This is a genomic window from gamma proteobacterium symbiont of Axiagastus rosmarus (assembly GCF_059730925.1).
Map to the genome: position 1 here is coordinate 378452 of NZ_AP035926.1, position 23915 is coordinate 402366.

A 23915-nucleotide genomic window follows, 5' to 3' on the forward strand; every position below is an offset into this window, starting at 1 on the left:
AATTAATATATTGACCTGTACCAGCTTATACGGGAGCTTTTCAGCGGCGTGATGTGGCGAGAGAGAATAACGATATGATTCCGGAAGGAAAGCGAAGCGACAAAATTACGTTTTACAGATTTATCGCAGAATAATTGTGGTAATCGCCGGTACGAACGTTCTGATTAATTTGACTTACGAAGAAGAATGGCTTGAATTAACGAAATATTTCCCGCGATCATCAGTTTAATTTTTTACGCGAGATAACGCGCCAGTGAAACTTTCCGACTGGCGCGTCGCCGTCAAAATGTCGCGTTCAGGCCAATATTCCAGCTCAGCTGATGATAGGCGCTGTTGCCGCCGATCGCTGAAACCCCGGCAAAGGCGTTGACCGTTTCACCCAGCGGCACGCTGGCCCCCAGCGACATATCCAGCCAGTTTTTATCACCGGCGCTGACGCTGCGTACAAAGCCGGTCTGCGTTGACTTCAGCCCGGCGCGCACCGCGTTCTGCGTATCGCCAAACTGGTGGTTATAACTGAGCTGCGCCCACGGATTCACCGGCCACTGTTTGCTGTCGATACGCCAGCCAAGCGCACCGATTTGCGAATGCAGGGTTTGATCGGAAAAGCGCATGGCGGTGCTGCTGTCGCCGTTTTCGCTGTAGCCCCCTGCCCGCACATAATCCAGTGCGTAGCTGGCAACCGGGCCGGTGGAAAGGTGTTCGCCTATTGGCAGATCCCAGCCGGTTTGCACCTGTAGCCCGAGCATTTTTCCGCTGCTGCTGCCCTGTTCGGTGCGCGTTGCCGGGCCGATATTGATGCGACGTTCGATGCTGTCAAAATCGAGATCGGCATAGTGCACATTCGCATTGATCCAGCCCTGCTCCAGCAGCGTCAGCTGGCTATACAGCGCCAGCAAATTGCCGCGCAGCTTGTAATCATAGTGCGCCGAAGGATGCTGGTGCTGCGCGGTGCTGGACAACAGCAGACCTGCCTGCCAGTTATCTGTGAACTGATAGCCTAATCCCAGCGTCAGGCTGCCGGTATTGGCGTCACCGTTGAGCAGGCTATCGCCGCGATAATCAATATGCTGACCGGCATAGCCGCCGAACACGCTAACCTGACCGGCGCTGGCCGGCTGCTGACGCTGCTGCTGTAAATGGCCATCGAGGGTGTTCTGCATATCCCGCGACAGCATCAGCGGCGCCCGTGCCAGCGCCGCCACCTGCGCGGGTGCGTCGAGGATCGATTGAATGTAGTCGGCGATCATGGCATGTACCGCCGGGCTGGGATGCAGCCGGTCGGCAAACAGATAAGCCTGCGCGTTACTGAAACCGGGCGTTGACGAGGTGCATTCGGCGGCGGAGGTGCCAACCGGACAGGCCATCCCCAGCGTGTTGCTCAGGCCATAGCGTTGCGGATCGGCAATTACCTCGTTGAACAGGCCGGCGATGTCGGCACGCACAATGTTGCCATTCAGCGCCACCAGCCCGGCTTCTTCCTGCTGGTTATAGCCATCGGAGAGGGCCGTCACCTGCTCGCTGAGCACCTGCCAGGCCGAAAATAGCTGCTGCGCCAGCGCGGCACGCAGCGCCGGGATGGTCGATACCTGTGCGGCGGCCTGATCGAATGCGTCGCGCACCGCCTGCTGGCGCGCAGCCACGTCGGGCGTGGCATGGCTGTCCAGCGAGGCAAACGCCGCGACCATCGCCGACTGCGCCGCCGGGCCCAGCACACTCAGCACCGCCTGCACCATGAAAGGCGTGGAGCCAAGCTGCGGCACGTTTGGCACGATTACCGCCCCCGCACCGGCATCCAGCAGGGTTTTGATTTGCGACACCGCCGCGCTGGCGCTGTTGCTGATGGTCTCGCGCGCGGTAAGCGGATTGGTCACCGCCGCCGCGATATCGTTAGCGCCCACCCAGTGAATGTACAGTCCGTTGCTATCTGCGCGGCCGCCGGTGGATTGCAGATAAGCAGCCAGCTGGTCTTGCGTATTGAGGCTGGCATCCAGCGCCGGCACGGTAACGCCGCCGCCCTGTGCATAGTTGCTGCCACCGCGCGACGACGGCTGCAGCGTTTGTCCGAGCTGTGCAGCAAGAATCTCGTCATACAGCGGATGCTGGGCGCCATCATAAGTAAAACGCCCGACATTACCGCCATCGCTCAGGCTATCGCCGAATACCGTCAGGTTATCCCACGCCAGAGCGTTGAACGGCACATACAGGCAACTCAATGTGGCAAACGCGACCGCCGATCGCGTCAGGTTGCGACTTTTCATCATTCACTCCGAATCAGGTCAGAAATCATGTCTGACCGCTTAAGGTGCCAGCGCGGCAGGATGCCTTGGCGCAGGGTGAAAACCGCTTAAACAGCGGAAAGGACAGTGATAACAAGGATGCTTAAGGTGTAGTCAGGCAGGCGCGCCTTTACCAGGCAGAGAGCGGAAATTTGCGGGGTGGATCGGCACGTCAGGGATTGCGGGCTGATAATCGCAGCGTGAGGAACGGTGCTTTGAGTGACGAAGCGGCGGCGTTGACTGAAGCCAGTATAATGCGCAGATCTCAGGTATCCATATAACTCACTGATCTTATTGATATCAAGCTGCTCCCGGATGCCAACCGGGGTTGCAGTTTTAGGCAATTTGCGACGTGACACAGGCGCAACAAAAAGTTATCAGGCAACTTCCGGAAGTGATGGCTTTCGAATACGAAGCGGAGGCAAGTGATCGCACAACCGGGGCAGATAATCATCCGGCTGGCAGGCTATGTACAAATCCCGGTGCAATGACCGGGATTCACTTTAATAAGGCTGATAGTCCTCATATTGCCAAAAACTAAAACGGCTGAGCTTTTGAGCAATCTCGGGCCAATCATCTGCATGACAATCAGCGATCTGTTTTTTTATAAAGGCTAAAATTTTATCGTAATTATACTCATTAATGATGATCATCCCTTTCCCCCAAAAAACGTCTTTTTTTTCAGCCTCCAGGGCTAACCATTTAGGAGTACAAATTAACATGTCGAAATACTCAGCTCCTTCTTCATTATCAGGGCCAATCATCGCCCTAACCCAACTCCCAAAAACTTCTGGGTCGTCTGGCCAATAGAAGAGCAAATCATCTTCTATATCTAATGAACGTAATTCTTTTAATAAAGCTTTCATTTAATTATATCCAAATGGCCATTACTAATCGGCGGCTCTCCACGCGCTACTTTTTGCTCGAAATTAGCCTGAATTCCTGTTGTAGCTTTTGTACTATTTGGTTTAGCTGAAGGTGGCCGATAGACTCTTAAGCCATCAGCACTTACCCATGATGTTCCATCTTTGGATATTCTGTAACCCGGCCCCACCCATGCTTCTCCTAATATATTGGCTTCATTAGTTGTTGCATTTCCTAAGCCAAAGTTTCCTTTATTTCCTTTAGCTGCATCACGTAACATCCCAATTTGTTCTGCAATATTTAATGTTTTGGAATTACTAGCTAATTGACTATTTTTCGCCGTATTAGCTGCTACAGCTTCAGCCTTCGCTGCCATCGCTTCTACCGCTGTCTTACCAACCCCGATGGCGCCAGCAACACCTACGCCCCCTGGTGTCACAGCTTCAGCAACCTGCAAACCAGCATTATTCAGGCATATCCTTGGAGCTACTTTACATCCTTCCAGTGCAGCCTTAGCGAGAGCAGCAATTTCAGGAGTGGCGGCAACAATCGTTGCCCCTCCTGCCACAGCACTTACGCCAGCAGAGACAACAAGGTTACCCTCTGCAACCCCTTTGGCTATCCCGGCCTTACACGCTGTATCACACTCTGGTGTTTTACCCAGCCAGAACCCAAGGTCTGAGCCAGCCATTGCACCCAGCGCATTATTCTCAACCGCATTCTTCCCTGCCTGAGCGCCAGCCAGCGCACTGGCGCTACTGCCGCCGGTCACGCCGCCTGCCAGACCTGCAGCCAGGGTACTCAGTGCACTGATGATCTGCTTATCCGACTCCTTCAGGTCACTGACCTGTTTACCCGGATACATCGAATGCATGATCAACTGACCCATCAGCTCTCCGCTGACCGCACCGGCCGCGCCTGCTGCCGCGCTGTTGCCTGCCGCCCACGATGTTACCGCACCTACCACTGCATGAGCCATCGCTTTTGCGGCCTGATTGTCGGCGGTATATTTGTGTATCTGCTCGGCCAGATACGGTGCCGCTGCGCCGCTGGCTGCCTGCGCCAGATTGCCACCCGCCAAACCCTGAATCGCCGCAGTCGCCGCCTGAATCCCCTTCTGGATATCGCTGCCGGTGCCCCAGAGTGCCCTAGCTTTCTTATAATCACTGCTGTTTTCCAGCGCTTCCTGATACGCTTTCTTTTCAGCCGCAGGAGCGTCGGCATCCGGCTGGTTTATGTTGTTTTTTGCCAGTTCCTTCTTACCTGCTTCCGTCGCCTCAATCTGCCCCTGCGTCCGGGCGATATCAGCAACCTGGCTGCCTATTTCACCGATCAGCTGAGCCGTCTGCAGGCGTTTCTGCTCCTTCTCTTTGTCGAAAATCGGGCTGATGCTGTCATTAGCGTGCTCGGTGTCGCGGCTAAGTGCAGCAACATCCTGCTGCTGATTTGCCTGGTCGCGCACCACTATCGATCCCTGGGCAACGGCTGTGTACCGCCACACCACGGTGCACCCTGGCGGTTTTTGCACCAGCAGATCTCATAATCTGCACTTATTAAGACATCAAATTTCTCGCTAAATCAAAAGCTCACGATTCTGGCATGCGGGTTGCTAAGCCTTTGGTAGAGATGTTGGACCAATTAAGGCAAAGCGATGCATGACCCGGCTGAACTCCATCCCATCATTCCGACGCGCAGCGATACGCTGATTCTTGATGCGCTCACGCGCTACATGGCGCATGCCGGGGCGCAGCCGGGCAGTCGCCTGCCGCCGGAGCGCGAGCTGGCGGAGAAACTGGGCGTCAGCCGTAATACGGTGCGCGAGGCGCTCAAGCGCTGGGAAGCACTTGGCATCATTGTGCGCAAAAAAGGCAGCGGCACCTTTCTGCAGGCGGAGGTCGGTCTGCATGACAGTTTTCTCTCTCTGCGCTTTAAAAACGACTCCGCCAACATGCTTCATGCGCTGGAAGTGCGCCGCATCATTGAGTCCGAATCCTGCGTGCTGGCCGCGCAGCGCGCCAGCGCCGACGACCTGCTGGAAATCGAACGGCGGCTGGAAGAGATGGAGCGTGTGCACCTGGCTATCGGTTCCGCCGGGCCGGAGGATTGGGCTTTCCACACCAGCATCTACCGCGCCGCCGGCAATCCGCTGCTGTTGCAGATGCTTAACGGCGTCTACGACACGCTGCACGCTTTTTTCGAATCCCCGCCGGAGCAGGCGCTGTTTTCAGACTCGTTTCCCCTGCACCGTGAACTGTTTAATGCCATCCGCGCCCGCGACAGCCAGGCCGCGCGCGCCCTCTGCCACCAGATTCTTGATATCACCGAACGCGACATGAAGGACGTGATCCATGCCAAACGCTAAACCTATTGCGCAACAGACACTGCTGACCCACGACCAGCGCCACGAACAGGGCGCCGTAACGCCACCGATTTATCAGTCCTCGCTGTTTACCTTCAGCGATTACGACAGCATGATCGCCCGCTTTCGCGGTGAGAGCGACCAGCCGCTCTATTCCCGCGTTGATAATCCGACGGTCAAAGCGCTACAGGATAAAGTTGCTGCGCTGGAAGGCGGTGACGCCTGCCTCGCCTTTGCCAGCGGCATGGCCGCCATCAGCAACGCGATTTTGAGTGTGGTTCAGCCAGGCGCGAAAGTGGTCTGCGTTAATCATGTCTATCCCGATACTTACCGCTTTTTGCGCGGCTTTTGTCAGCGTTTCGGTATCACGACGCAGTTTGTTGATGGCGACGATGAAGCGGCGATGGCCGCCGCGCTGCCCGGCGCCAGCCTGCTCTATCTGGAAAGTCCCTCCAGCTGGGTGATGAGTGAACAGAACCTGCGGCAGCTGGCCACGCTGGCGCGCGATGCAGGCGTCGTCACGTTGATTGATAACAGCTGGGCTTCGCCCATTTTCCAGCAGCCGCTGCTGAGTGGTATCGACATCGTGGTGCACTCCGCCTCGAAGTACATCAGCGGCCACAGCGATGTAGTGGCCGGCCTAGTGATTGCCAGCCACCAGCACATCAACAACATTGCCCGTCACATTAGTCCGTTCCTTGGCGGCAAACTGTCTGCGAACGAAGCGTCTTTGCTGATGCGTGGCCTGCGCACGCTGCCGCTGCGCATGAAGCAGCATCAGCAAAGCGCCCTGCAGCTGGCGGAAAAGCTGCGTGATCATCCGCAGGTCAGCGCGGTTTGCCATCCCGGGCTCAATCCCCCTGAATGGTCCACGCTGCGCGGTTACAGCGGGCTGTTTTCCTTTGCCGTGACCGAACAGGTCGACATACCGCAATTCTGCAACGCCCTGCAACTGTTCCATATGGGCGTCAGCTGGGGAGGTTTCGAGAGCCTGGTGATGCCGGCGATTTCGGTCATTAATCAGGCCAGTGAATTTAATTCAGCCCAGGATTTTGGTGTCTCGCCGCGTCTGATCCGTATCTCTGTTGGCCTCGAAGAGACCGACGATCTTTGGACCGATCTGAATCAGGCACTTGCTGCCGCCACTCACCGTTAATCACGCTCCGGAGAACCAGCCATGACAACACGTTTCGCCCTGAAAGCCCTGGTACTCGCCGTGGGTTTTGGCAGCGCCTTTTGCAGCCTCGCCGCCAAACTCACCGTGGTGGAAGTTATTACCAGCCCGCCACGTACCGCACTTCTGCAAAAAATGCTCGACGAATACAAGACGCAGCATCCCGGTACCGAGATTGAGCTGATTTCGCTGCCGTGGGGTCAGGCATTTGAAAAACTGGGCACCATGTTACAGAGCGGACAGGTTCCGGATGTGGTGGAGATGCCCGATACCTGGCAAGGCTTATACGCCAGCAACAATATGCTGGAAGATCTGGAACCCCGCCTGAAAAGCTGGCCTGAAAGCGCCCAGCTGACGGACAAAACGCTGGCAATGGCGCGGGCCGCGAACGGCAAAGCCACCATGGTACCGTACGGTTTTTACCTGCGGGCGCTGTTCTGGAATAAAAAGCTGTTTAAGCAGGCAGGACTGAGTGAGCCGCCGAAAACCATGGACGAGTTTGCCAGCGACGCGAAGCGTATTAGTCAGTCAGGTAACGGTATCAGCGGCTACTGCATGCGCGGCGGTGTCGGGGGAACCAATGCGTGGATGATGTTTATGGCCGCGATGAATGGCTCGCCTGCCTTCTTTGATAAAGACGGCAACAGTACCTTAACCCAGCCGGGGGCGATAAAGGGGGCACAACTGCTGGTCGATTTGTATCAGCAAGGCGGCGCGCCTAAAGACAGCGTGAACTGGGGCTTTAACGAGATTGTCTCGGGCTTCTATTCCGGCAAATGCGCCATGCTCGATCAGGATCCGGACGCGCTGATCGCGATTAAAAATAGCATGGCGGCTGAGGATTTTGCCGTGGCGCCCATGCCGGTCGGACCGTCCGGTAAAGCCTTCCCGACCATCGGCTATACCGGCTGGGCGATGTTCAAACAGGGTAAACAAAACGATATCGCCTGGCCGCTGATTACCTTCCTCAGTAATAAAACCAACAACCTGGCGTGGGCGAAGTTTGTCGGCACCCTACCCATCTATAAAGGTGCGGAACAGGACCCGTTCTATCAGACGCCGCAGTTTGCCGGCTGGTTTAAGGAGCTGAACGATCCGAATTATGTGCCGCTCACCATGCCGACCCACCTTAAAGGCTGGGGCTATTTCAATTCAGTGATCGTGAAAGAGAGCAGCCAGGAGACGTTACTGGGCGAAAACGACACCAAAGATATGGTGCAGGACTGGGCCAGCTATCTGAGTAAAGAGCAAAAAGCCTGGCTCGCCAGCCAGTAATCTCGTGTAAACCGGAGCCCTGAAATGATGCCTGAAATCTCTCTTCCTGCCAGCCCGGCGCGCCGCCGCTGGCGCTGGACCCGGCTTGCTGAGCCATGGTGGTATCTGTCACCGGGCCTGTTGCTGATCGCCCTGTTCATCTTCGTGCCGATGGCGATCGGCATTTCTTACGCTTTTCAGAGCATGAACCTGCTCAATCCGCTGGAGAGCGGCTGGGTTGGCTGGGCGAACTTTGCGCAGATGCTCGACGATCGCCGCTTCTTTCGCGCGCTCGGCCATACCCTTAACTGGACGCTGAGTTCACTGCTGCTGCAGTTCTTTTTCGGCCTCGCGCTGGCGCTGCTGCTTAACCGCGAGTTTCGCTTTCGCCGCTGGGTGCAGGCGCTGGTGTTTTTACCGTGGGCGGTGCCGGCGTTTCTTTCCGGCCTGACCTGGTCCTGGCTGCTCAACCCGGTTGTGGGTCCGCTGCCGCAGTGGCTCAGCGACGTGGGCATTCTCGGTGAACCCTACAATATTCTTTCCGATCCGCAACTGGCGATGTGGGGGCCGGTGATTGCTAACGTCTGGTTCGGCATCCCGTTTTTTGCCATCACTTTACTGGCGGCACTGCAGTCGATTCCTAAAGATTTGTATGAAGCAGCAGCCATTGACGGTGCCAGCGGCTGGCAGCAGTTTCGCCGGGTCACCCTGCCGTTTCTCGCCCCGATGATCGCCATTACCGTGATGCTGCGTACCATCTGGATCGCTAATTTTGCCGATTTGATCGTGGTGATGACCGACGGCGGTCCGGCCGGTTCAACCTCGATTCTTTCCAGTTACATCTTCACCACCGCTTATCGCAAACTGGATTTTGGTTATGCCTCGGCGATGGCGGTGTGTCTGTTACTGCTGATGACCTGCTATGCGCTGGTATTGCTGCGCATCCGCCATCAGTTACTTAAGTAAGGAGTCTGCATGCGCCTGTTACCGTTGATCGGTCATCGTCTCAGCATCACCGCCTATTTGCTGTTTGCGCTGTTTCCGTTGTACTGGATCATTAAAATTGCCGTCACGCCGGACAGGTTACTGTTCAGTCAGGGCGTGACGCTGTTACCTGGCGGTTTCACCCTGAGCCACTTTGCGAAGGTATTGACCGACAGTGATTTCCCCACGTTTTTTATTAACAGTCTCATTGTCTCCTGCAGCACTGCCGCGCTGACCACCTTGATTGCTGCGGCTGCCGGCTATGCCTTTTCCCGCTTTCAGTTTCGCGGCAAGATGGTGATGGCGGCCCTGCTGCTGTTTACGCAGATGTTTCCGCTGGTGATGATCATTGCGCCGATTTACCGGGTGATGGCCCCGCTGGGACTGACGAATAGTCTGCTGGGGCTGATTCTGATTTACAGCGCCTTCAATGTTCCGTTCGCCACCTTCCTGATGCAGTCATTTTTTGATGCCATCCCGAAAGATCTCGAAGAGTCCGCCATGCTGGAAGGCTGCACCCGCTTTCAGGCGCTGTACCGCGTGCTGATGCCGCTGACTCTGCCCGGCATGGCAGCGACGCTCGGCTTTGTTTTCACCGCCGCGTGGAGTGAGTTGCTGTTCTCACTGATGTTAATCAACAAAAACGAAGTTATGACCTTTCCGGTCGGGCTGCTCAGTTTCGTCTCCAAATTCGCCGTTTCGTGGGGCGAAATGATGGCTGCCGCCGTGCTGGCGTTAATTCCAGCCTGTCTGTTCTTCGCTTTCATTCAACGCTACCTGGTTCAGGGACTCACCGCCGGTGCGGTTAAGGGGTAAATAATGGCTGAAATTACGCTGGCGCAAATTGAAAAGCGCTATGGCAACGTTGAGGTTCTGCGCGACATCAATCTGACCATTAAAGATGGTGAGTTCGTGGTGCTGGTCGGCCCGTCCGGCTGCGGTAAATCCACCCTGCTGCGCACCATTGCCGGCCTGGAGTTAGCGACGGGCGGCAATATCCATATCGGCAGTCAGCTGATGAACGAGGTGGCGCCGAAAGACCGCGATATTTCGATGGTGTTCCAGAGCTATGCGCTCTATCCGCATCTGACGGTCGCGCGCAACATGGGCTTCAGCCTTGAAATTCAGAAACGACCGCGTGCTGAGATTGAGGAGAAAGTCCGGCGAGCGGCGGAGATTCTCAGCCTGACACACCTGCTTGATCGCCGGCCAAAAGAGCTGTCGGGTGGACAACGGCAGCGCGTGGCGATGGGCCGCGCCATTGTGCGTCAGCCGCAGGTATTTCTGTTTGATGAGCCGCTGTCTAACCTCGATGCGCAACTGCGCGGCCAGATGCGCGTGGAGATCAAAAGACTGCATCAGCAAATGAACAACACCATCGTTTATGTTACCCACGATCAGGTCGAGGCAATGACGCTGGCTGACCGCATCGTGGTGCTTAACCACGGCGTTATTCAACAGGTGGGCACACCGCTGGAGCTGTACGACACACCGGCCAATAAGTTTGTCGCCAGTTTTATCGGTTCACCTTCGATGAATTTCATCAACGGCGTGGTGACCCCCAGCGGCGTGCGTATCAGCGACAGCGCTCAGCTGCCATTGAATACGCACTGGGCGGCACAGGCCGCTGGCCGTGACGTCATTTACGGCATCCGTCCGGAAAACATCAGCCTGGCGCAGCCGGGTGAGCAGCATGCGTTGCCCCTTGAAGTGTCGCTGGTGGAGCCGACCGGCTTGTCCGAACTGATTCACGGTTCACTGTTTGGCCACCCGCTGATGCTGTTTACCACCCAGCGTTCCGGCGCGCGTGCCGGTGATATTTTACCGGTCACGCTGGACAGCGAACGTGCGATGCTGTTCGACGCCGCATCACAGCGCCGCCTGTAATTGCACGTTTAAGGTGGTCATTTACGTTCAAAACGACCAGCGCACCCCGGCATTGTAGCGCCAGCCTTTGACGCCGTTGCCGGAAATCTCTTTGCGGTAATCCGCCTCGGCATACAGCGCCACGTTGTTGATGAGGGTCGCCGTGCCGCCGAGGCCGACGTCCCACATCTGGCCAAATTTGCCGCTGCTGAAGCTCTGGCTCAGGTCGCTGTCGCTGGCGCCAACCCTGACCTGCGCCGTACCGCCCCAGCCGCGATAGTAGTTAGCGCGCAGATACGGCGTGTACTGATTCTGGCTGCTGTCCTGCCAGCTGCGCGCCACGCGTGCGCCGAGCCGGCCAATGGTTTGATCGTAATCGTTATAAGAGACACGCGCGCCGTCAGCATCGGTAAAACTGTCCATGTTCATACGCAGCCAGCTAACCTGTGCCTGCGGTTCCAGTCGCACATCACCCGCCAGCATCAGCGGATAGCCAGACTCGACTGACGCCGTCCAGCCGTGCCCTTTGGGTTTGGCGACCGCTTTCTGCCGCGCAATGTCGGTTTCGCCGCGGTAGCCGCTCCAGCTCAGCGAACCATCTACATACCAGCCACTGCTGCGCAGCCAGGTGCCATAAAGTGACAACGTATCGCTATCAAAGCTGGTGGAGCTGTACCCGTCAGCGGCATGCGGGCGAATGCGCGTATTGCCGCGCGTATAGGCGACGCCGCCACGTACGCTATCTTCAGCGCCATCGGCGCGCAGCAAATTGCCGCCGAGCTGTACGGCGCTGTAGTTGAGGCCGAAATCATAACCCCAGGCGTCCAGCCCGCGATTGCTTCGATACTGCAAATCCGAACCGAGGTAGCGGATAAACATCTCTGCGCTGTCCGCCGGCTGCTGGCGCAGTTCGCCGAGACGCTTATGCAGATCGTCAGTGACTGCCAACGAGTAGTACGCCAGCCCGACCGGTGCGGAGATCCAGTACGGCACCTGCGGCGTGACCGCCGGACGCACCGCCTTAACCGCACTGCCCGCCTGCGGCTGGCACAGCGAGCCATCGCTGCAGATGAAGTTGTTTGCCAGACGATAGTCCCATGCGTTGCCGCCTGCGCTGCTGCCCGGTGCAAAGCTGTACAGACCATACTGCCACGGCCCGGCTGCCATATAGCCATTGCTCAGCCTGAAGCTGTCGGCGCTGGCGCTGCCGGTCACCTGCACCAGTGAGACGCCTTCGCTGGCCGCGATGACATTGTCACGATTAGTGTCCAGCAGCCCGCCGCCCTGCAGGCGGTCATCCACCCAGGTGGTACCGCTGGCGTTACCGTTAACAAGCAGCACGTCGCTGTGGGTGGCTGTCGAATTGAGTTTCAGGCGGCCCTGCGCGGAGGCCAGACTACCTTCGATGGTCAGGGTATTTGCCGCCACATTGCCACCGTTGGTCAGGTCGAGCGTGCCGGCATTATTCACTACCAGCGAATCATTGCTGGCCCCCTGCAGCCGCGCGTTGACGCCATCGCCGGCGAACAGCGTGGATCCGGCATCGATATTGATGGTGCTGTGCGCCAGTTTAATGTTGTCGCTCAGCGTCCACTGCGTATCGATGAAGTTCAGCGTGCTCCAGCCCGCGCCGAGGTTGGTGCCTTTGGTGAGGTCGTCCTGCCGGAACGAACCGCCGCGCGCATTGAGCTGGCTGAGGTTCAGCGTGCTATCCGCGCCGCCGCTGGTGATATGGCGGGTCTGGTTCAGGCTGATAGCCTGCACCGTCGCCTGATTCGCACTGCCGTCACCCATACTCAGGCCGCCATCCAGCGTGCCGCCCGTAACCAGCAGCGTATCGCTGCCGTTGCCGGTGTTCACTTCGCCCGTGACTTTGCCCGCCAGCAGTGCCACCACATCACGGGTCGCGCCGCCCGCCACTACCACCTGATCGGCGTACGGCGCATCCAGCGTGCCATGGTTGATAAACACCGTCTCACCGCCGCGCAAATCAATGAGCGGTGCGACGCGGCTTTGTGAACGGATGGTGCCCTGGTTGATCACCTGGCTGGCGCTGCGGGTGACAATCGCCGAACCGCCATCGGCATCGCGGATATCAATCAGGCCCTGAGCGATCACCCGTCCACGGGTGTTGGCACGCACGCCGGTGCCGCTGCCATTGACTTCAATGCGGTAGTCGCGCCCAATCACTAAATCGTTGCCCGTGGTCGATCCATCCGCGTTTTCAAAGCGATAGCCGGTACCGCCTGCGCCGACGTGAATCTGCGCGCTGCCCGCCGGATCGAACGAGGTGGCAGAGCGGATGCCAGTGCCACCGTTGGCCTCGAAGCGCACATTACTCAGCGAAATATCACTGATGCCGGCGCGATTGTTCAGCGCAGTGCCGCTGCCGTAAGCGCCGATGATGATGTCGTTGGCTTCAAAGCGCTGCGCACCGCTGTCGAGCAGCAAACCATCGGCTTTGCCGTAAGCCGCCAGCGTGCTGGCCCCCTGCCCGTCGCCGTAAATTTTCATCGCGCCGCCGGAGCCCACGCGCAGCGCGGCGGTGCCGTCATTCACACGTAAGGTACTGTCGACCGGTACATACTGGCCATAACCGCTGCTGACATCCACGCCGGTGCCGCTGGCGACGCTAACCGTGCCGCGGTTGATAAAGTTACCGCCATCGTGCACCCGGGCCCCGGTACTGTTGCGGCCACGCAAATCCACTACGCCCTGCTGCTGATTAAACAGGCGCGCGTCGCCGCTGACATCAAACGCCGTGGCGTTGTGCCCGGTGCCGGTGATGAGCGAGGCGGCGTAGACCTCGGTGCCATCGCCCGACGCCTGCGCGCCGAGGGTGTTTTTGCCATTCAGCGCGATAAGGCTGGTAATGATCCCCTGCGCGCGATCGCTGGCGCGCAGCACGGTGGCACCCTTACCGGTGACCTGATAAACATCGGTGCTGGATACCAGCGCATCCGTCCCGCTGACCACGATGCCGGTGCTGTCCCTGCCGCTCAGCGTAACGGTGCCAAAGCCCTGGTTGTACAGCCACGCGCCGTTGCGGATTTCATACAGCGTCGAGTTACGACTGCTGACATCAACCGGGCTGCCGTTGACGATCAGGCGTGAGCCGGGATCAAAAGCCTGATAGCCGATCTGCTGCGCATCGTGGAACACCACACGGCTGTTCACGCCCAGCGTAATACGGCCGCCGGCAAAGGCTTTCGCGCCGACCACGTTATCGCCGTACAGATTAATTGTGCCGTTCTGGTTAATCCGCCCCAGCTGGTGATACGAGACCGCACCGAAGGTGGTGGTTTGCTGGGTGCTCTGACCGCTGTAGAGATTAAGCGTGCCGCTATTGTTAATCTCCGTCAGGGTTTTGCCGTCGCCGGCGCCTGGATAACCATCGGCGAACAGCGCCCGGCCGTTACGCAAAATGTTGATATCGCCGCGGTTGTCGACCGTTGCGCCATACTGCGCGTAGATACCCGTTACGCCTTCCCCCCGCAGGGAGATAGCGCCGCGATTCACCAGCCGCGCATGATTCATCACGGTAAACGGCTGCTGGTTATTGGCGCGGCCGTCTATCGCTGCCTGATTGATGAGTAAAGTGTTCGGATCGAACTGCGTATTAGGGTTAACAACGTTACCCTGCAGCGTATAGCGATTACCGTCAGCGATGGCGACGCGGGCATCAGACCCGTTGAGGTGAATACGCGTTGCGGCATCAATGGTGGCGCGGGCGCCATCAGTAATGGTCAGCCCGCTGGCAAAGCTGGCGATGTTCAGCGTCGCGCCGTGGGTATTAATGTCGGTGCCGGCACCGCTGCCGTACACACCGCTCGCAAACGGGCTGTTCATCGACAAAGTCAGGCCGCGCCCGTCAAAATCTGCTCCCTGCTCGACGCGAAAAATCGTGCCGTTCCACACGGAGGCGCTGTAGCGGCCGTTGGCCGGCAGATTAATGCGCGCATCCGGGCCGATACGGTAGAAACTGATCTGTCCGCTATCCAGCATGCTGTCGCTGCCGCTGGAGGTGGGAATCGCGCGGGCGCTAACGTTGACTGTTGCCTGGCCTTCAGCACGAATCCCGATGCCCGCTTTGCCGCTGAGCCGGATTGGGCCGGTGATATCGGCACTGGCGTGACCGCCCGGTTCGCCAGTTACCCACACCGCCGTATTGTTGGTGCCGCCAAAGCGGTCGGCGTCACCCGCCACGTTGATCGCCCCGCTGGAGAAGGCGTGCGCCTGATTGCCCGCCGTGGCGATCACTTTCAGGCCGGTGCTGTTATAGCCATTCAGATTGAGGGTACCGCGGTTGCCCACCTGGCCGCCGCTGCCGGAATCCATCACCAGCATGGCGATATTTTCGCGCGGTAGCGCCTGCGCCATACCGTTGACATCGATAACGCCGTTATTCAGTGACACCGCGTTGGGCCCGGCCTCGATGCGCATGCCAACGGCGTTCTCGACTTTTGAGCCGATAACAATACGGCCATCATTGATGGCACGCGAGTCGAGCAGGCCGGAAATGGCGCTGATGCCACCGTCGAGGCTAACCGCGACATCCTGCGTGACGTCACCCTTATGATTTTGCGGTGTGCGGCCGAGATAAATCGTGCCATCGCGCGCGTTGACGAAGCTACCCTCACCGCTGAAACTCACCGCCGTTGCTGAGGAGCCGTTCGCCACATCGTGAATGCCGATGTTAATATTACCGTGGTTGACCGCGCTGCTGCTGCCGAGAAATAAGCCGGCGGTGCCCCACGGCGCATCACCGATATGCACATTGAGCACGCCATTGTTGCGGAACTCGCTGTCATAAATCGCCGACACCGCTGTGCCCGCATAGCCGAGAGAATCCTCCGCCACGCCGCGTCCATTGGCGGCGTTGAAAAAACCGCTGTTGATGACACCATTATTGATACCGCGCGCGCCGCTGATCAGCTCCAGCGCGCCCGCTTCGGATGAGAGCGCGTTACTGGTCGCCAGTTTTCCGGCGATAATCGCCGTTGCACCGTTGCTGGCGCGCATCACGGCGCTGGCGCTGTTGGCCACTTCCAGCGTTTTGCCGCGATTGATTTTCACACTGGCTTTCGCGCCATCGGCGCTCAGCACCACCTGATCGCCGAGTGCGGCAGCCACTTCATCATCGTAATTGCCGGTGCTCATGCGGTAAACCACACGACCGTCGCGCAGGCTGAACGCCTGGTTCAGCGCGGCGTTATAACTTTCCGGGCTCAGGTTGCCGCCGCTAATCTGGTCAATCAGCCAGTCGTTATAGTTACGCAATTCATTGAGATTACTGACGTAGTACGCGTTGCTGCTGCCATCCTTGAGCGTGACATCAAACAGACCGGCGTAGGTCACCACACCTCCGGCATCAAATGCCAGCCGATCGCCACCGTACGGCGGCGTGGCGGCGGTAAAGCGGATGCGGTTATTGCTGTCCCAGTTAATCTGGCCGTTATTACTGCTGGCAAATAACTGACTCTGTTTGGCCGCCATTGACCAGCGATTGGTGCTGGCGTTAGCGGCTGCGCCTTGCTGACCAATATTGATATTTAACCGGCCATTAGTGACTGTCGCCACGCGCGCATCAATATATTGCTTATCGTTCACATCATAATAATCTGGCACTACCGTAGCGCCATTAATTTCCGCCGGCGCAATCATTTCCGCACTGTTATAAACCTGATAGACACGATAACTGCCTGTTTCTTCATCCGGAATACCAATAGCGTAATTTTGTGCGCCGAGTTGCAGGCGGGGCTCGCCGATTAAATTGTCATTAATAATACGCCCAACCTTTTGTAGTTCACCCAGCGTGACGCTGCTCATGCCACTTTCTCCCACGGTAAAGCGCGGCACGCCGCTTAGCGTCTGGTTGGAACCATTACATAAGCAATAAGCGCCGACTTTATTGTCGTTGCGTTCGGGGGTGAAAGGTTTTAATACCACCGCCGATACCGGTGAGGCAGGCAGCATTAAGCCCTGCGCAGCAAGCAGGCTTAGTAACAAGGGGTTTAATTTAAACACACTATTTTCCTCACCAGAGAAAAGACAAATGCCGCACAGCGAATGCGCAGTGCGGGGAAATAGCGAAGCGAAATATATTGTCGTAATAGCTTACGGCTGGAAATCCGTTGAAATGAGTATTACCGCGACCAGGTTAAAACGTCCAGTTTGACTTAAGAAATTGTGATGACGGCGATAAGCTTTAGGAATTGCGCTAACGGCCTGAGATAATTATCTGGAACTAAAAATGCGGAAAATAGCAAAAATCAGATGGCGGGAAATAATACCCGGCACGCCAGTGGCGGCCGGGCATGATGACAATTACAGTCGCGCTTCGACCGGCACCGCCACTTTTTTATCTTTCGGCTTGAGGCCAAACATGAACGAGGCGAAGCGTGAACGTTTGACGATGGCGTAACACACCGCGCTCAGCGCAATGCCGAGGGCAAAATCGATCAGGACATACAGGACTGACAGGTTATCCGGTAACCAGACATCCAGCAGCCATGAGAAAATGATCACCACCGGATAGTGCAGCAAATAGATAATCAGCGCGGAATCCACAATCGCCGTCAGAATGCGACTCTCTTTCACGTTGATGCGTTCGAAGCTAAACACCAGCCAGTAGGACAGCATCACCGACAGCACGCTGCCCAGCATCACCGGCACATATTTCATCACCCCGGTGATGTGGTTGTGCGCGACAACATAGCAGGCGGCCCACACCGCCAGCACCAGCGCGGCCACCAGCCAGCCATTCATCAGTTTACTGTTGGCGTACCGGGCAATTTTCTCGCGGTTGACGTATAACGCAAAACCGGCGGTGTAGTAGACGAGGAAGCGTGCGGTCACCGGGATGAGCTCGACAAATTCACCGCGGCCTTTTACCAGGAACTTCAGCACGAAGCAGGCGTTACCCAGAATCACCAGCGTGGCGATCAGCATTGGCAACGACATTTTGCCCAGCTGACGGGCGCTCCACTGATAAAACGCGCCGGGTACCAGCAGCGACATCACCGACAGCGACACGAGGAACCACAGGTGGTGCATCATGGTATAGCTGTTTAGCCAGCCTTCGAGGCTCAGCGGGGTGTTATTCATCTGTCCCGCGATAAAATACATCAGCGGCGGAATAAACAGATAGGCTGATATCAGCGGAATCAGGACGCGCTTACGGCGATTATCCGTAAAGAATTTCTGCCCTTTGCGCAAAATAATCAGCGCGGAGAACATGCCCGAAAGAAAGAAGAACACTTCCATCCTGAAGGTGTGCACCATGCTCAGCAGTGCCGTGAATATTTCCGAGGGATCGCGCTGCGCGACATAATACCAGCCATTCTCTCCCGGCAAACTCCGTGAGGCGTGTAATAACACCCCTTCCAGAATTAGGCCGGCACGCAGCAGATCCAGGCCAATATTACGGCTGGATAAAAAGGATTCTGTTTTCACATTGCACATCCTGAAATGAGTTGTAACGCAATCATAATGATTCAGTCAGAATGCTAACACCGGATTAATCTGTATACATTATGTTTAGAAACGTTTCGGAATTTCGCCATAGTGTAAAGAATGCCACTGTGCAATGGCCATAAAGCTTAAGCCAGAATGTTCTGATGGTAAAAGTTATCGTCAGGCAGCGCATATTCGCAGCTAACCGCCGGAAAAGCAGCGAAAACCCGCTCCTTTACAACAGGTTGTGGATTATCCGGTTCGACTCGCAGTGCGAAAATTCGCTAATCAAACTGCGTTATGTCCTGAAGCAACCATGATGTTTTAAGCAGGCGTCACTGCGGGATTTTCTGGCTGAAGGGTGACTGTTGGGTAAGGTTTGTTTTTATGTTGCTGTATTTAAATAACTTTTATTCAGCGAGCGGCTTTTTTCTCAGAGTTGACCTAATTTTCACCCCGCAACCGTGCTTTCGGATTGTTGACCCGCAATCTCCCCTGTTAAGGTAATTCGCTTACGGTAAACAACCGATTCTCCATGTAACCTTGAGTATCAAAAGGCGGAAATTTGTTATGCAACGAGCGCTATCTGGCATCGTCACTTTGCTGATTACCACAGCCTGTCTGTGCAATACCGCATTCGCCGAAAGCGGCAAGCCCGATAATAACTTTATTATTGAAGCCTATGGCGGTTCCAGTACGCGCGGTGCCATGGCGATAAAGGAAAATGGCAAATTGCGCGCAATCTATATTAAAGACAATGAGATTGCTCTGATTAACCAGTGGCTACAGGAGAAGTATGGCGATGGCATCCGCGTAGTGAATAAAGGCGCGTCCTCATCGCAGGCCATGGATCTGTTAAATGGCAAATATTTTTACAAGAATAATAAAAGCTGGCGCGAAGAGATGAAGAAATCGCCGGCAAAAATCATTTTGCTGAATTTTGCCACCAACGATGCACGCCATTTCCATTTCCGCGATATAGAAAAAGATTACCAGGTTAGCCCGGACAAATATACCCAGGTGATGACACAGCTGATTACTATTGCCCGTGAAGAGGGTAAGCAGGTGATATTACAGGAGCCGCACCCGATTTGTGGCCGCGCGGAGAAATGGCACGTTGCACCTTACGTCACCAAACTGGACGCACTGGCTAAAGCGGAGTCGGTGCCGCTGGCGCGTCAGTATCAGCGCATCCTGCAGATGAAAGACTGGCAGTCGCTGATGTCACCCGATTGTATTCATCCGTCCGAACAGCTGTACCGCATGAAAGCAGAGGAAACTTTTTCGGTGCTGGTCTCCCACTTTAATACCGAGCTGGCTGCTGCCGGGCATGGCAAAAACCCGGATGGCGAGCAGGTGGCGAAACGCTAAGCCGGTGATTGGCTGACCGGTGAAACGGCTTAACGCGATAGTGTAGCGGCATATTAACGGTAGTCTTTACCACCACGCTGTGTTATCCCTCGGGTTGTCGCGGAGGGATAACAATGAATATCAGTTTACTGAGCCAGTGTCCGCAGTTGCTGGATACGGTGGCAGCTATGCTTCATCAGGAGTGGTCCGGGTTTTCTCACTGGCGCGACCGGAGCGCCATTCGTCAGCGCCTGCTGATGCGCAACGCGCAGCCGGCAAAAACGTTTACGCTGGTCGCGTTGAATGCAGAAAATGAAGTGCTTGCCACCGCCAGCACGATTCTTCACGAGCTTGATGACATCCATGAACGCCAGTTCTGGATGGGCGAAGTACTGACTGTCGCGGCACACCGCGGTAAAGGCGTGGCCTCTGCTCTGGTATTGCGTTTAATTGAAGAAGCTCGCCAGCGCCACATGCCAGAGTTGTGGCTGTATACGCCGGATCAGCAGGCATTTTACCGTCGCTATGGCTGGCAGGAAATCGAGCAGCGCATCGTGTCGTCAGAACAGGTTAGCGTGATGCGAAGGGAAATCTTTTAAGGAAAAGAAACAGAGGCAATTGTGCTCCCCGATGAAGTTGTAATTCTTTGTTTTAACGATGCTTTGATTTAAAACGATTCTTGTATGGTCGTCTGTTGGCTGCACAAGTATTCCCTGGTCGCCATAAATGGCGACCCTACAGGGTACAGCACGGTTTTGTAGGGTGCGCATTGATGCGCACCGGCATTAACAGGGTGATTTTTAAACTGAACGGCATTGCACGCTTTATGGCGGCCCGTTTTACGCTGGCGGCTGTCCCGGGCGTGATTAACTTACCTGGGCGATTGCTGGCTCAGCTTCTGCGGTGCCGCTGCGCCGTTCCGCGCCAGCGAAGCCGCTCGGCGTCTGGCCGGTGAAGCGGGTGAAAGCGATGCTGAAGGCGCTGGCAGAGCGGTAACCCACCCGTTCAGCCACGTCGGCTACTGACAGGCGGCTGCTGCGCAGCAGATTTTTTGCCAGCGCCATGCGCCACGTCAGCAGATACGCCATCGGCGCCATGCCCACTGCATCGCGAAAACGCACGAAAAACGCCGAGCGCGATAGCGCCGCATGTTTCGCCAGCTGGGGTACCGTCCAGCCATGGGCAGGCCTGGCGTGGATGGCGCGAATCGCCCCGGCAAGCCGCTCATCGGCCAGTCCCCGCATCACGCCAGGCGATGCATTCGCCGCGGGCATTGCGCGCAACGCCTCGATCAGCAGTAATTCCAGCAAACGTTCCAGCACGATCTGCCGTGCCGGACGCTGTGCACGGCACTCATCCCTGACCAGCTGCACCAGCGTGGTCAGGCGCGATGCGCCACGCACATGAATAAACTGTGGCAGTAACGAGACAATCAATTCCGCGTCGGGTGCGGCAAACTGGCAGTAACCAATCAGCGTCTGAACCTCGGCTGGCTGCTGCCGATCGCCAAGCCACACTTCGCCCGGCGCAAGCATCTCCGGCACAGAATCAGGCGCATCTGCGGCCGGTGGCTGCTCGCTGGTCATGCAAAACTCCCACGCAGCCGGAATCAGGACAAAATCCCCCTGCTCAAGCGCAACCGGAGGATGACCTTTCATTTCCAGTCGGGTGCGCCCCTCCAGCACCACGCAGTAAAACGGCTGGCCGGTCTCACTGCGCTGCACACGCCATAATCCATTGGCACGCGCGCGTTTGGAATAAGCCGCCCCGGGCTGTAACAGTGACACCATTTCGGCGAGCGGATCGATCATAATGGACTCCTGCAAATGAAACCAGGACTGTACGTTGTAGTGAGTCCGGTAATGGCACTCTATAGTGAGCTCTTACCCAACGCAATGCAGGAATGAACCATGAAAACCATTTTAATTACCGGCTGCTCTTCTGGTTTTGGTCATGCTACCGCGCTCTGGTTTCTGGAGCGCGGCTGGAAAGTCATCGCCACCATGCGCACCCCGCGCGCCGAACTGTTCCCTGAATCCGCCCATCTGCGCCTGCTGCCATTGGATGTCACCGATGCCGCCAGCATCAGGCAAACGCTGGCTGAAGCAGGAGAGATTGATGTGCTGGTCAACAATGCCGGCATCGGATTATTAACCTCGCTGGAAGGCGCGCCGATGTCCTCGGTGCGGGAGGTGTTCGAAACCAACACGCTGGGCACCATCGCCATGACGCAGGCGGTCATCCCGCAGTTCCGTGCGAAAAACAGTGGCATGGTGATCAATGTGACCTCGACGGTGACGCTGAAATCCCTGCCGCTGCTGGCGGTTTATACCGGCAGCAAAGCGGCAGTCAACGCCTTTACCGAGTCGCTGGCGCTGGAACTGCAGCCCTTTAATGTTCAGGTGAAACTGGTATTACCCGGGATGGCTCCCACCACCGACTTTGGCAAAAATGCCCGGCCGCGCATGGAAAACACCTTGCTCGAGCCTTACCAGCCGATGTTTGATGGCATCATCGCCGGCATGCAGCAGCCCCAGCCAACCACTGAAGCACAGGACGTTGCCGCTGCCGTGTGGCGTGCCGCAACCGATCCCGCCGCCCCGATGCGCATCCCGGCCGGAGAAGATGCCGAAGCTTCGATGAAGCAATACGGTTAGCGATCTTTACGCTGGGCCAGCGCCTGCAGTGCCGCCAGACCGTCGCGCGCCAGCCAGCTTTGCAGCGGGGCAAACAACGGTTCAGGCAGCGCCTCAGGCGCGAACCAGTGCCAGCCTGCGCACTTATCCGGTTCCCGCAACTGCGGCTCGCCGCTGGCGTCCGGCGCCACCATCAGCAGCGTAATATAGTGGCGGTTGACCGCCGGAAACACATCGCTGACGAAGGCGCCGTTGTGTACGCTGTGCAGCTGTAAACCGGTCTCCTCCAGCACTTCCCGCCGCGCACAGGCTTCCGGTGATTCACCAAACTCCAGATGGCCGCCCGGTGCCGACCAGTCACCGGCACCGTGGCTGCCTTTACGCTGGCCGAGCAACAGCTTGCCATCGCGGAAAATTAATACGCCAACACCGACCTGCGGGGACATCATTGCTCCTGATTTATCGATCCTCTCACTCTGCACGGTTTATAAAACAGCGCACCCCGCCTGACAATGGTTTCCTGCCGTTATCGCTGGGGTTTGAGTCGCAGCGCCATCAGCATCAGTAGCAGCACGCCCGCCGCCATGATTTGCCACGCGCTGTCGAGTGATGCCGCGCGGTCGCGCACGATGCCGGCCATCAGCGGCATCAGTGCGGCCAGCATATAGCCGCCGCCCTGCACGAAAGACAGCAGCGCAGTGGCTTCTTCCGGCGTACGGGCATGGTCAAGCGTGACAATCAGCGATAGCGGAAACAGCGCACCGATCCCCAATCCCAGCAGCAGCGTCGGCAACCAGGCGTGTTCGCCGCCCAGCCACAGCAGTGCGATCAGCCCCAGCAGGATAGAAGCCAGCACCACCAGCAGCGGCCAGCGGCGATCGCGGCAGCGATGAATCAGCGCGGAGAGCATAAATCCGGCGGCGACTTCGGTCAGGGTTAATGCGCCTAGCACGTAGCCGCTCTGCGCCGGCAGCCAGCCGTGTTGCATGTAAAATGGCGGCAGCCACGCCAGCACCAGCGTGTAAGCACCGGTGCCGATGCCAAAAAACAGCATCAACAGCCAGGCGCGCGGCGTGCGGTGTACGCCGCCGGCCGGTGGCGTGTTTACTCTCGTGGTCACAGGCTGCAGGCGCAGCCACAGAATCAATGCGATCAGCGCCGGTAGCGACGGCAGCATCAGGGCGATCGTCAGTCCGGCATGGCTGGCGAGCGGCGCGGCGCTGGCAGCGGCCACTGCGGCTCCGGCCATAATACCGGTGGTGAACAGTGCCATTAGCGTACCGGCACGCGAGGCGAAGTGACGTTTGATGAGCGCGGGCATCAGCGCCTGGATCAGCCCGATGCCGCAGCCGGCCAGCAGCGCGCTGGCGGTTAGCATGGCGGCGCTGTGATCGACGCCACGCGCGCCACCCGCAAACACCAGTACTATCAGGCCAGCGGTAATGCCGCGCGCTTCACCAAGCCTGCGCAGCAGCAGCGGCCCGGCCAGCGCCGCCAGCCCCATCATAATGACCGGCAGCGTCGTCAGCAGGCTCAGCTGCGTGGCACTGAGCCCTGCATCGTGCTGCAGTTGCAGGAACAGCGGTCCGATGGCCGCCATCACCGGACGCAAATTCAGCGCCACCACAAAAACCAGTAAAGCAAACATGCCAATAGCAGGTAAGGTACGATTCACATTCTGTCTCCATACGCCA

Annotated in this window: 17 protein-coding genes; 9 read left to right on the plus strand and 8 right to left on the minus strand. The window is 57.3% G+C overall.

From position 1 onward, the window contains the following. Positions 1–281: 281 nt before the first annotated feature. The 3 genes from AC6I8F_RS21095 to AC6I8F_RS21105 form a co-directional block, all read right to left on the minus strand. Positions 282–2264 carry an autotransporter outer membrane beta-barrel domain-containing protein gene (locus tag AC6I8F_RS21095; RefSeq protein ID WP_498028824.1) on the minus strand — a complete coding sequence of 661 codons (1983 nt, stop codon included), beginning with the start codon at positions 2262–2264 and terminating at the stop codon, positions 282–284. 518 nt (positions 2265–2782) lie between these two features. Next, positions 2783–3145: an immunity 8 family protein gene (locus AC6I8F_RS21100; RefSeq protein WP_021313390.1), complete on the minus strand. Its 363-nt coding sequence runs from the start codon at positions 3143–3145 to the stop codon at positions 2783–2785. Continuing rightward, positions 3142–4605 carry a VENN motif pre-toxin domain-containing protein gene (locus AC6I8F_RS21105; RefSeq protein WP_498028825.1) on the minus strand — a complete coding sequence of 488 codons (1464 nt, stop codon included), beginning with the start codon at positions 4603–4605 and terminating at the stop codon, positions 3142–3144. The genes AC6I8F_RS21100 and AC6I8F_RS21105 overlap by 4 nt, the downstream gene beginning before the upstream one ends. A 189-nt stretch (positions 4606–4794) precedes the next feature. Between AC6I8F_RS21105 and AC6I8F_RS21110 the strand changes: the two genes are divergently transcribed. From AC6I8F_RS21110 to AC6I8F_RS21135, 6 genes are read left to right on the plus strand one after another with little or no spacing between them, the layout of a single operon-like run. Beyond that, entirely contained in the window at positions 4795–5505 is a 711-nt protein-coding gene (locus tag AC6I8F_RS21110) for a FadR/GntR family transcriptional regulator (RefSeq protein WP_021509083.1), read from the plus strand. Then, positions 5492–6658, plus strand: coding sequence for a PLP-dependent transferase (locus AC6I8F_RS21115; RefSeq protein WP_498028826.1), 1167 nt, complete (start codon positions 5492–5494; stop codon positions 6656–6658). The genes AC6I8F_RS21110 and AC6I8F_RS21115 overlap by 14 nt, the downstream gene beginning before the upstream one ends. A gap of 21 nt (positions 6659–6679) precedes the next feature. After that, positions 6680–7951: an ABC transporter substrate-binding protein gene (locus AC6I8F_RS21120; protein ID WP_498028827.1), complete on the plus strand. Its 1272-nt coding sequence runs from the start codon at positions 6680–6682 to the stop codon at positions 7949–7951. 24 nt (positions 7952–7975) lie between these two features. Then, entirely contained in the window at positions 7976–8896 is a 921-nt protein-coding gene (locus AC6I8F_RS21125; protein WP_215481284.1) for a carbohydrate ABC transporter permease, read from the plus strand. A gap of 9 nt (positions 8897–8905) precedes the next feature. Beyond that, positions 8906–9730 (plus strand): carbohydrate ABC transporter permease, encoded by an 825-nt coding sequence (locus AC6I8F_RS21130; protein WP_498028828.1) that lies wholly within the window; start codon positions 8906–8908, stop codon positions 9728–9730. Between the two features lie 3 nt (positions 9731–9733). Next, positions 9734–10801, plus strand: a complete 1068-nt coding sequence (locus AC6I8F_RS21135) for an ABC transporter ATP-binding protein (protein ID WP_325968036.1) — start codon at positions 9734–9736, stop codon at positions 10799–10801. A gap of 27 nt (positions 10802–10828) precedes the next feature. On the opposite strand, the gene AC6I8F_RS21140 is transcribed toward AC6I8F_RS21135, so the two are convergent. Both AC6I8F_RS21140 and AC6I8F_RS21145 read right to left on the minus strand, forming a co-directional pair. Beyond that, positions 10829–16807: an autotransporter outer membrane beta-barrel domain-containing protein gene (locus AC6I8F_RS21140; RefSeq protein ID WP_498028829.1), complete on the minus strand. Its 5979-nt coding sequence runs from the start codon at positions 16805–16807 to the stop codon at positions 10829–10831. A gap of 300 nt (positions 16808–17107) precedes the next feature. Further along, positions 17108–18235 (minus strand): acyltransferase family protein, encoded by a 1128-nt coding sequence (locus tag AC6I8F_RS21145; protein WP_058759114.1) that lies wholly within the window; start codon positions 18233–18235, stop codon positions 17108–17110. A gap of 570 nt (positions 18236–18805) precedes the next feature. Here AC6I8F_RS21145 and AC6I8F_RS21150 point away from each other — a divergent pair. After that, positions 18806–19606 carry an SGNH/GDSL hydrolase family protein gene (locus tag AC6I8F_RS21150; RefSeq protein ID WP_072208996.1) on the plus strand — a complete coding sequence of 267 codons (801 nt, stop codon included), beginning with the start codon at positions 18806–18808 and terminating at the stop codon, positions 19604–19606. 113 nt (positions 19607–19719) lie between these two features. Further along, on the plus strand, positions 19720–20184 hold the full coding sequence (locus AC6I8F_RS21155; protein WP_264251786.1) for a GNAT family N-acetyltransferase: 465 nt from the start codon (positions 19720–19722) through the stop codon (positions 20182–20184). Between the two features lie 267 nt (positions 20185–20451). On the opposite strand, the gene AC6I8F_RS21160 is transcribed toward AC6I8F_RS21155, so the two are convergent. Beyond that, positions 20452–21396, minus strand: a complete 945-nt coding sequence (locus AC6I8F_RS21160) for an AraC family transcriptional regulator (protein WP_498028830.1) — start codon at positions 21394–21396, stop codon at positions 20452–20454. A gap of 99 nt (positions 21397–21495) precedes the next feature. On the opposite strand from AC6I8F_RS21160, the gene AC6I8F_RS21165 reads away from it, so the two are divergent. After that, positions 21496–22242, plus strand: coding sequence for an SDR family oxidoreductase (locus AC6I8F_RS21165; protein WP_498028831.1), 747 nt, complete (start codon positions 21496–21498; stop codon positions 22240–22242). On the opposite strand, the gene AC6I8F_RS21170 is transcribed toward AC6I8F_RS21165, so the two are convergent. Together AC6I8F_RS21170 and AC6I8F_RS21175 are read right to left on the minus strand one after the other, a co-directional pair. Further along, complete coding sequence (locus AC6I8F_RS21170; RefSeq protein WP_021509070.1) at positions 22239–22667, minus strand: nucleotide triphosphate diphosphatase NUDT15; 429 nt, start codon at positions 22665–22667, stop codon at positions 22239–22241. The genes AC6I8F_RS21165 and AC6I8F_RS21170 overlap by 4 nt on opposite strands. A gap of 80 nt (positions 22668–22747) precedes the next feature. After that, positions 22748–23896 (minus strand): MFS transporter, encoded by a 1149-nt coding sequence (locus AC6I8F_RS21175; RefSeq protein ID WP_256737268.1) that lies wholly within the window; start codon positions 23894–23896, stop codon positions 22748–22750. Positions 23897–23915 lie beyond the last annotated feature (19 nt).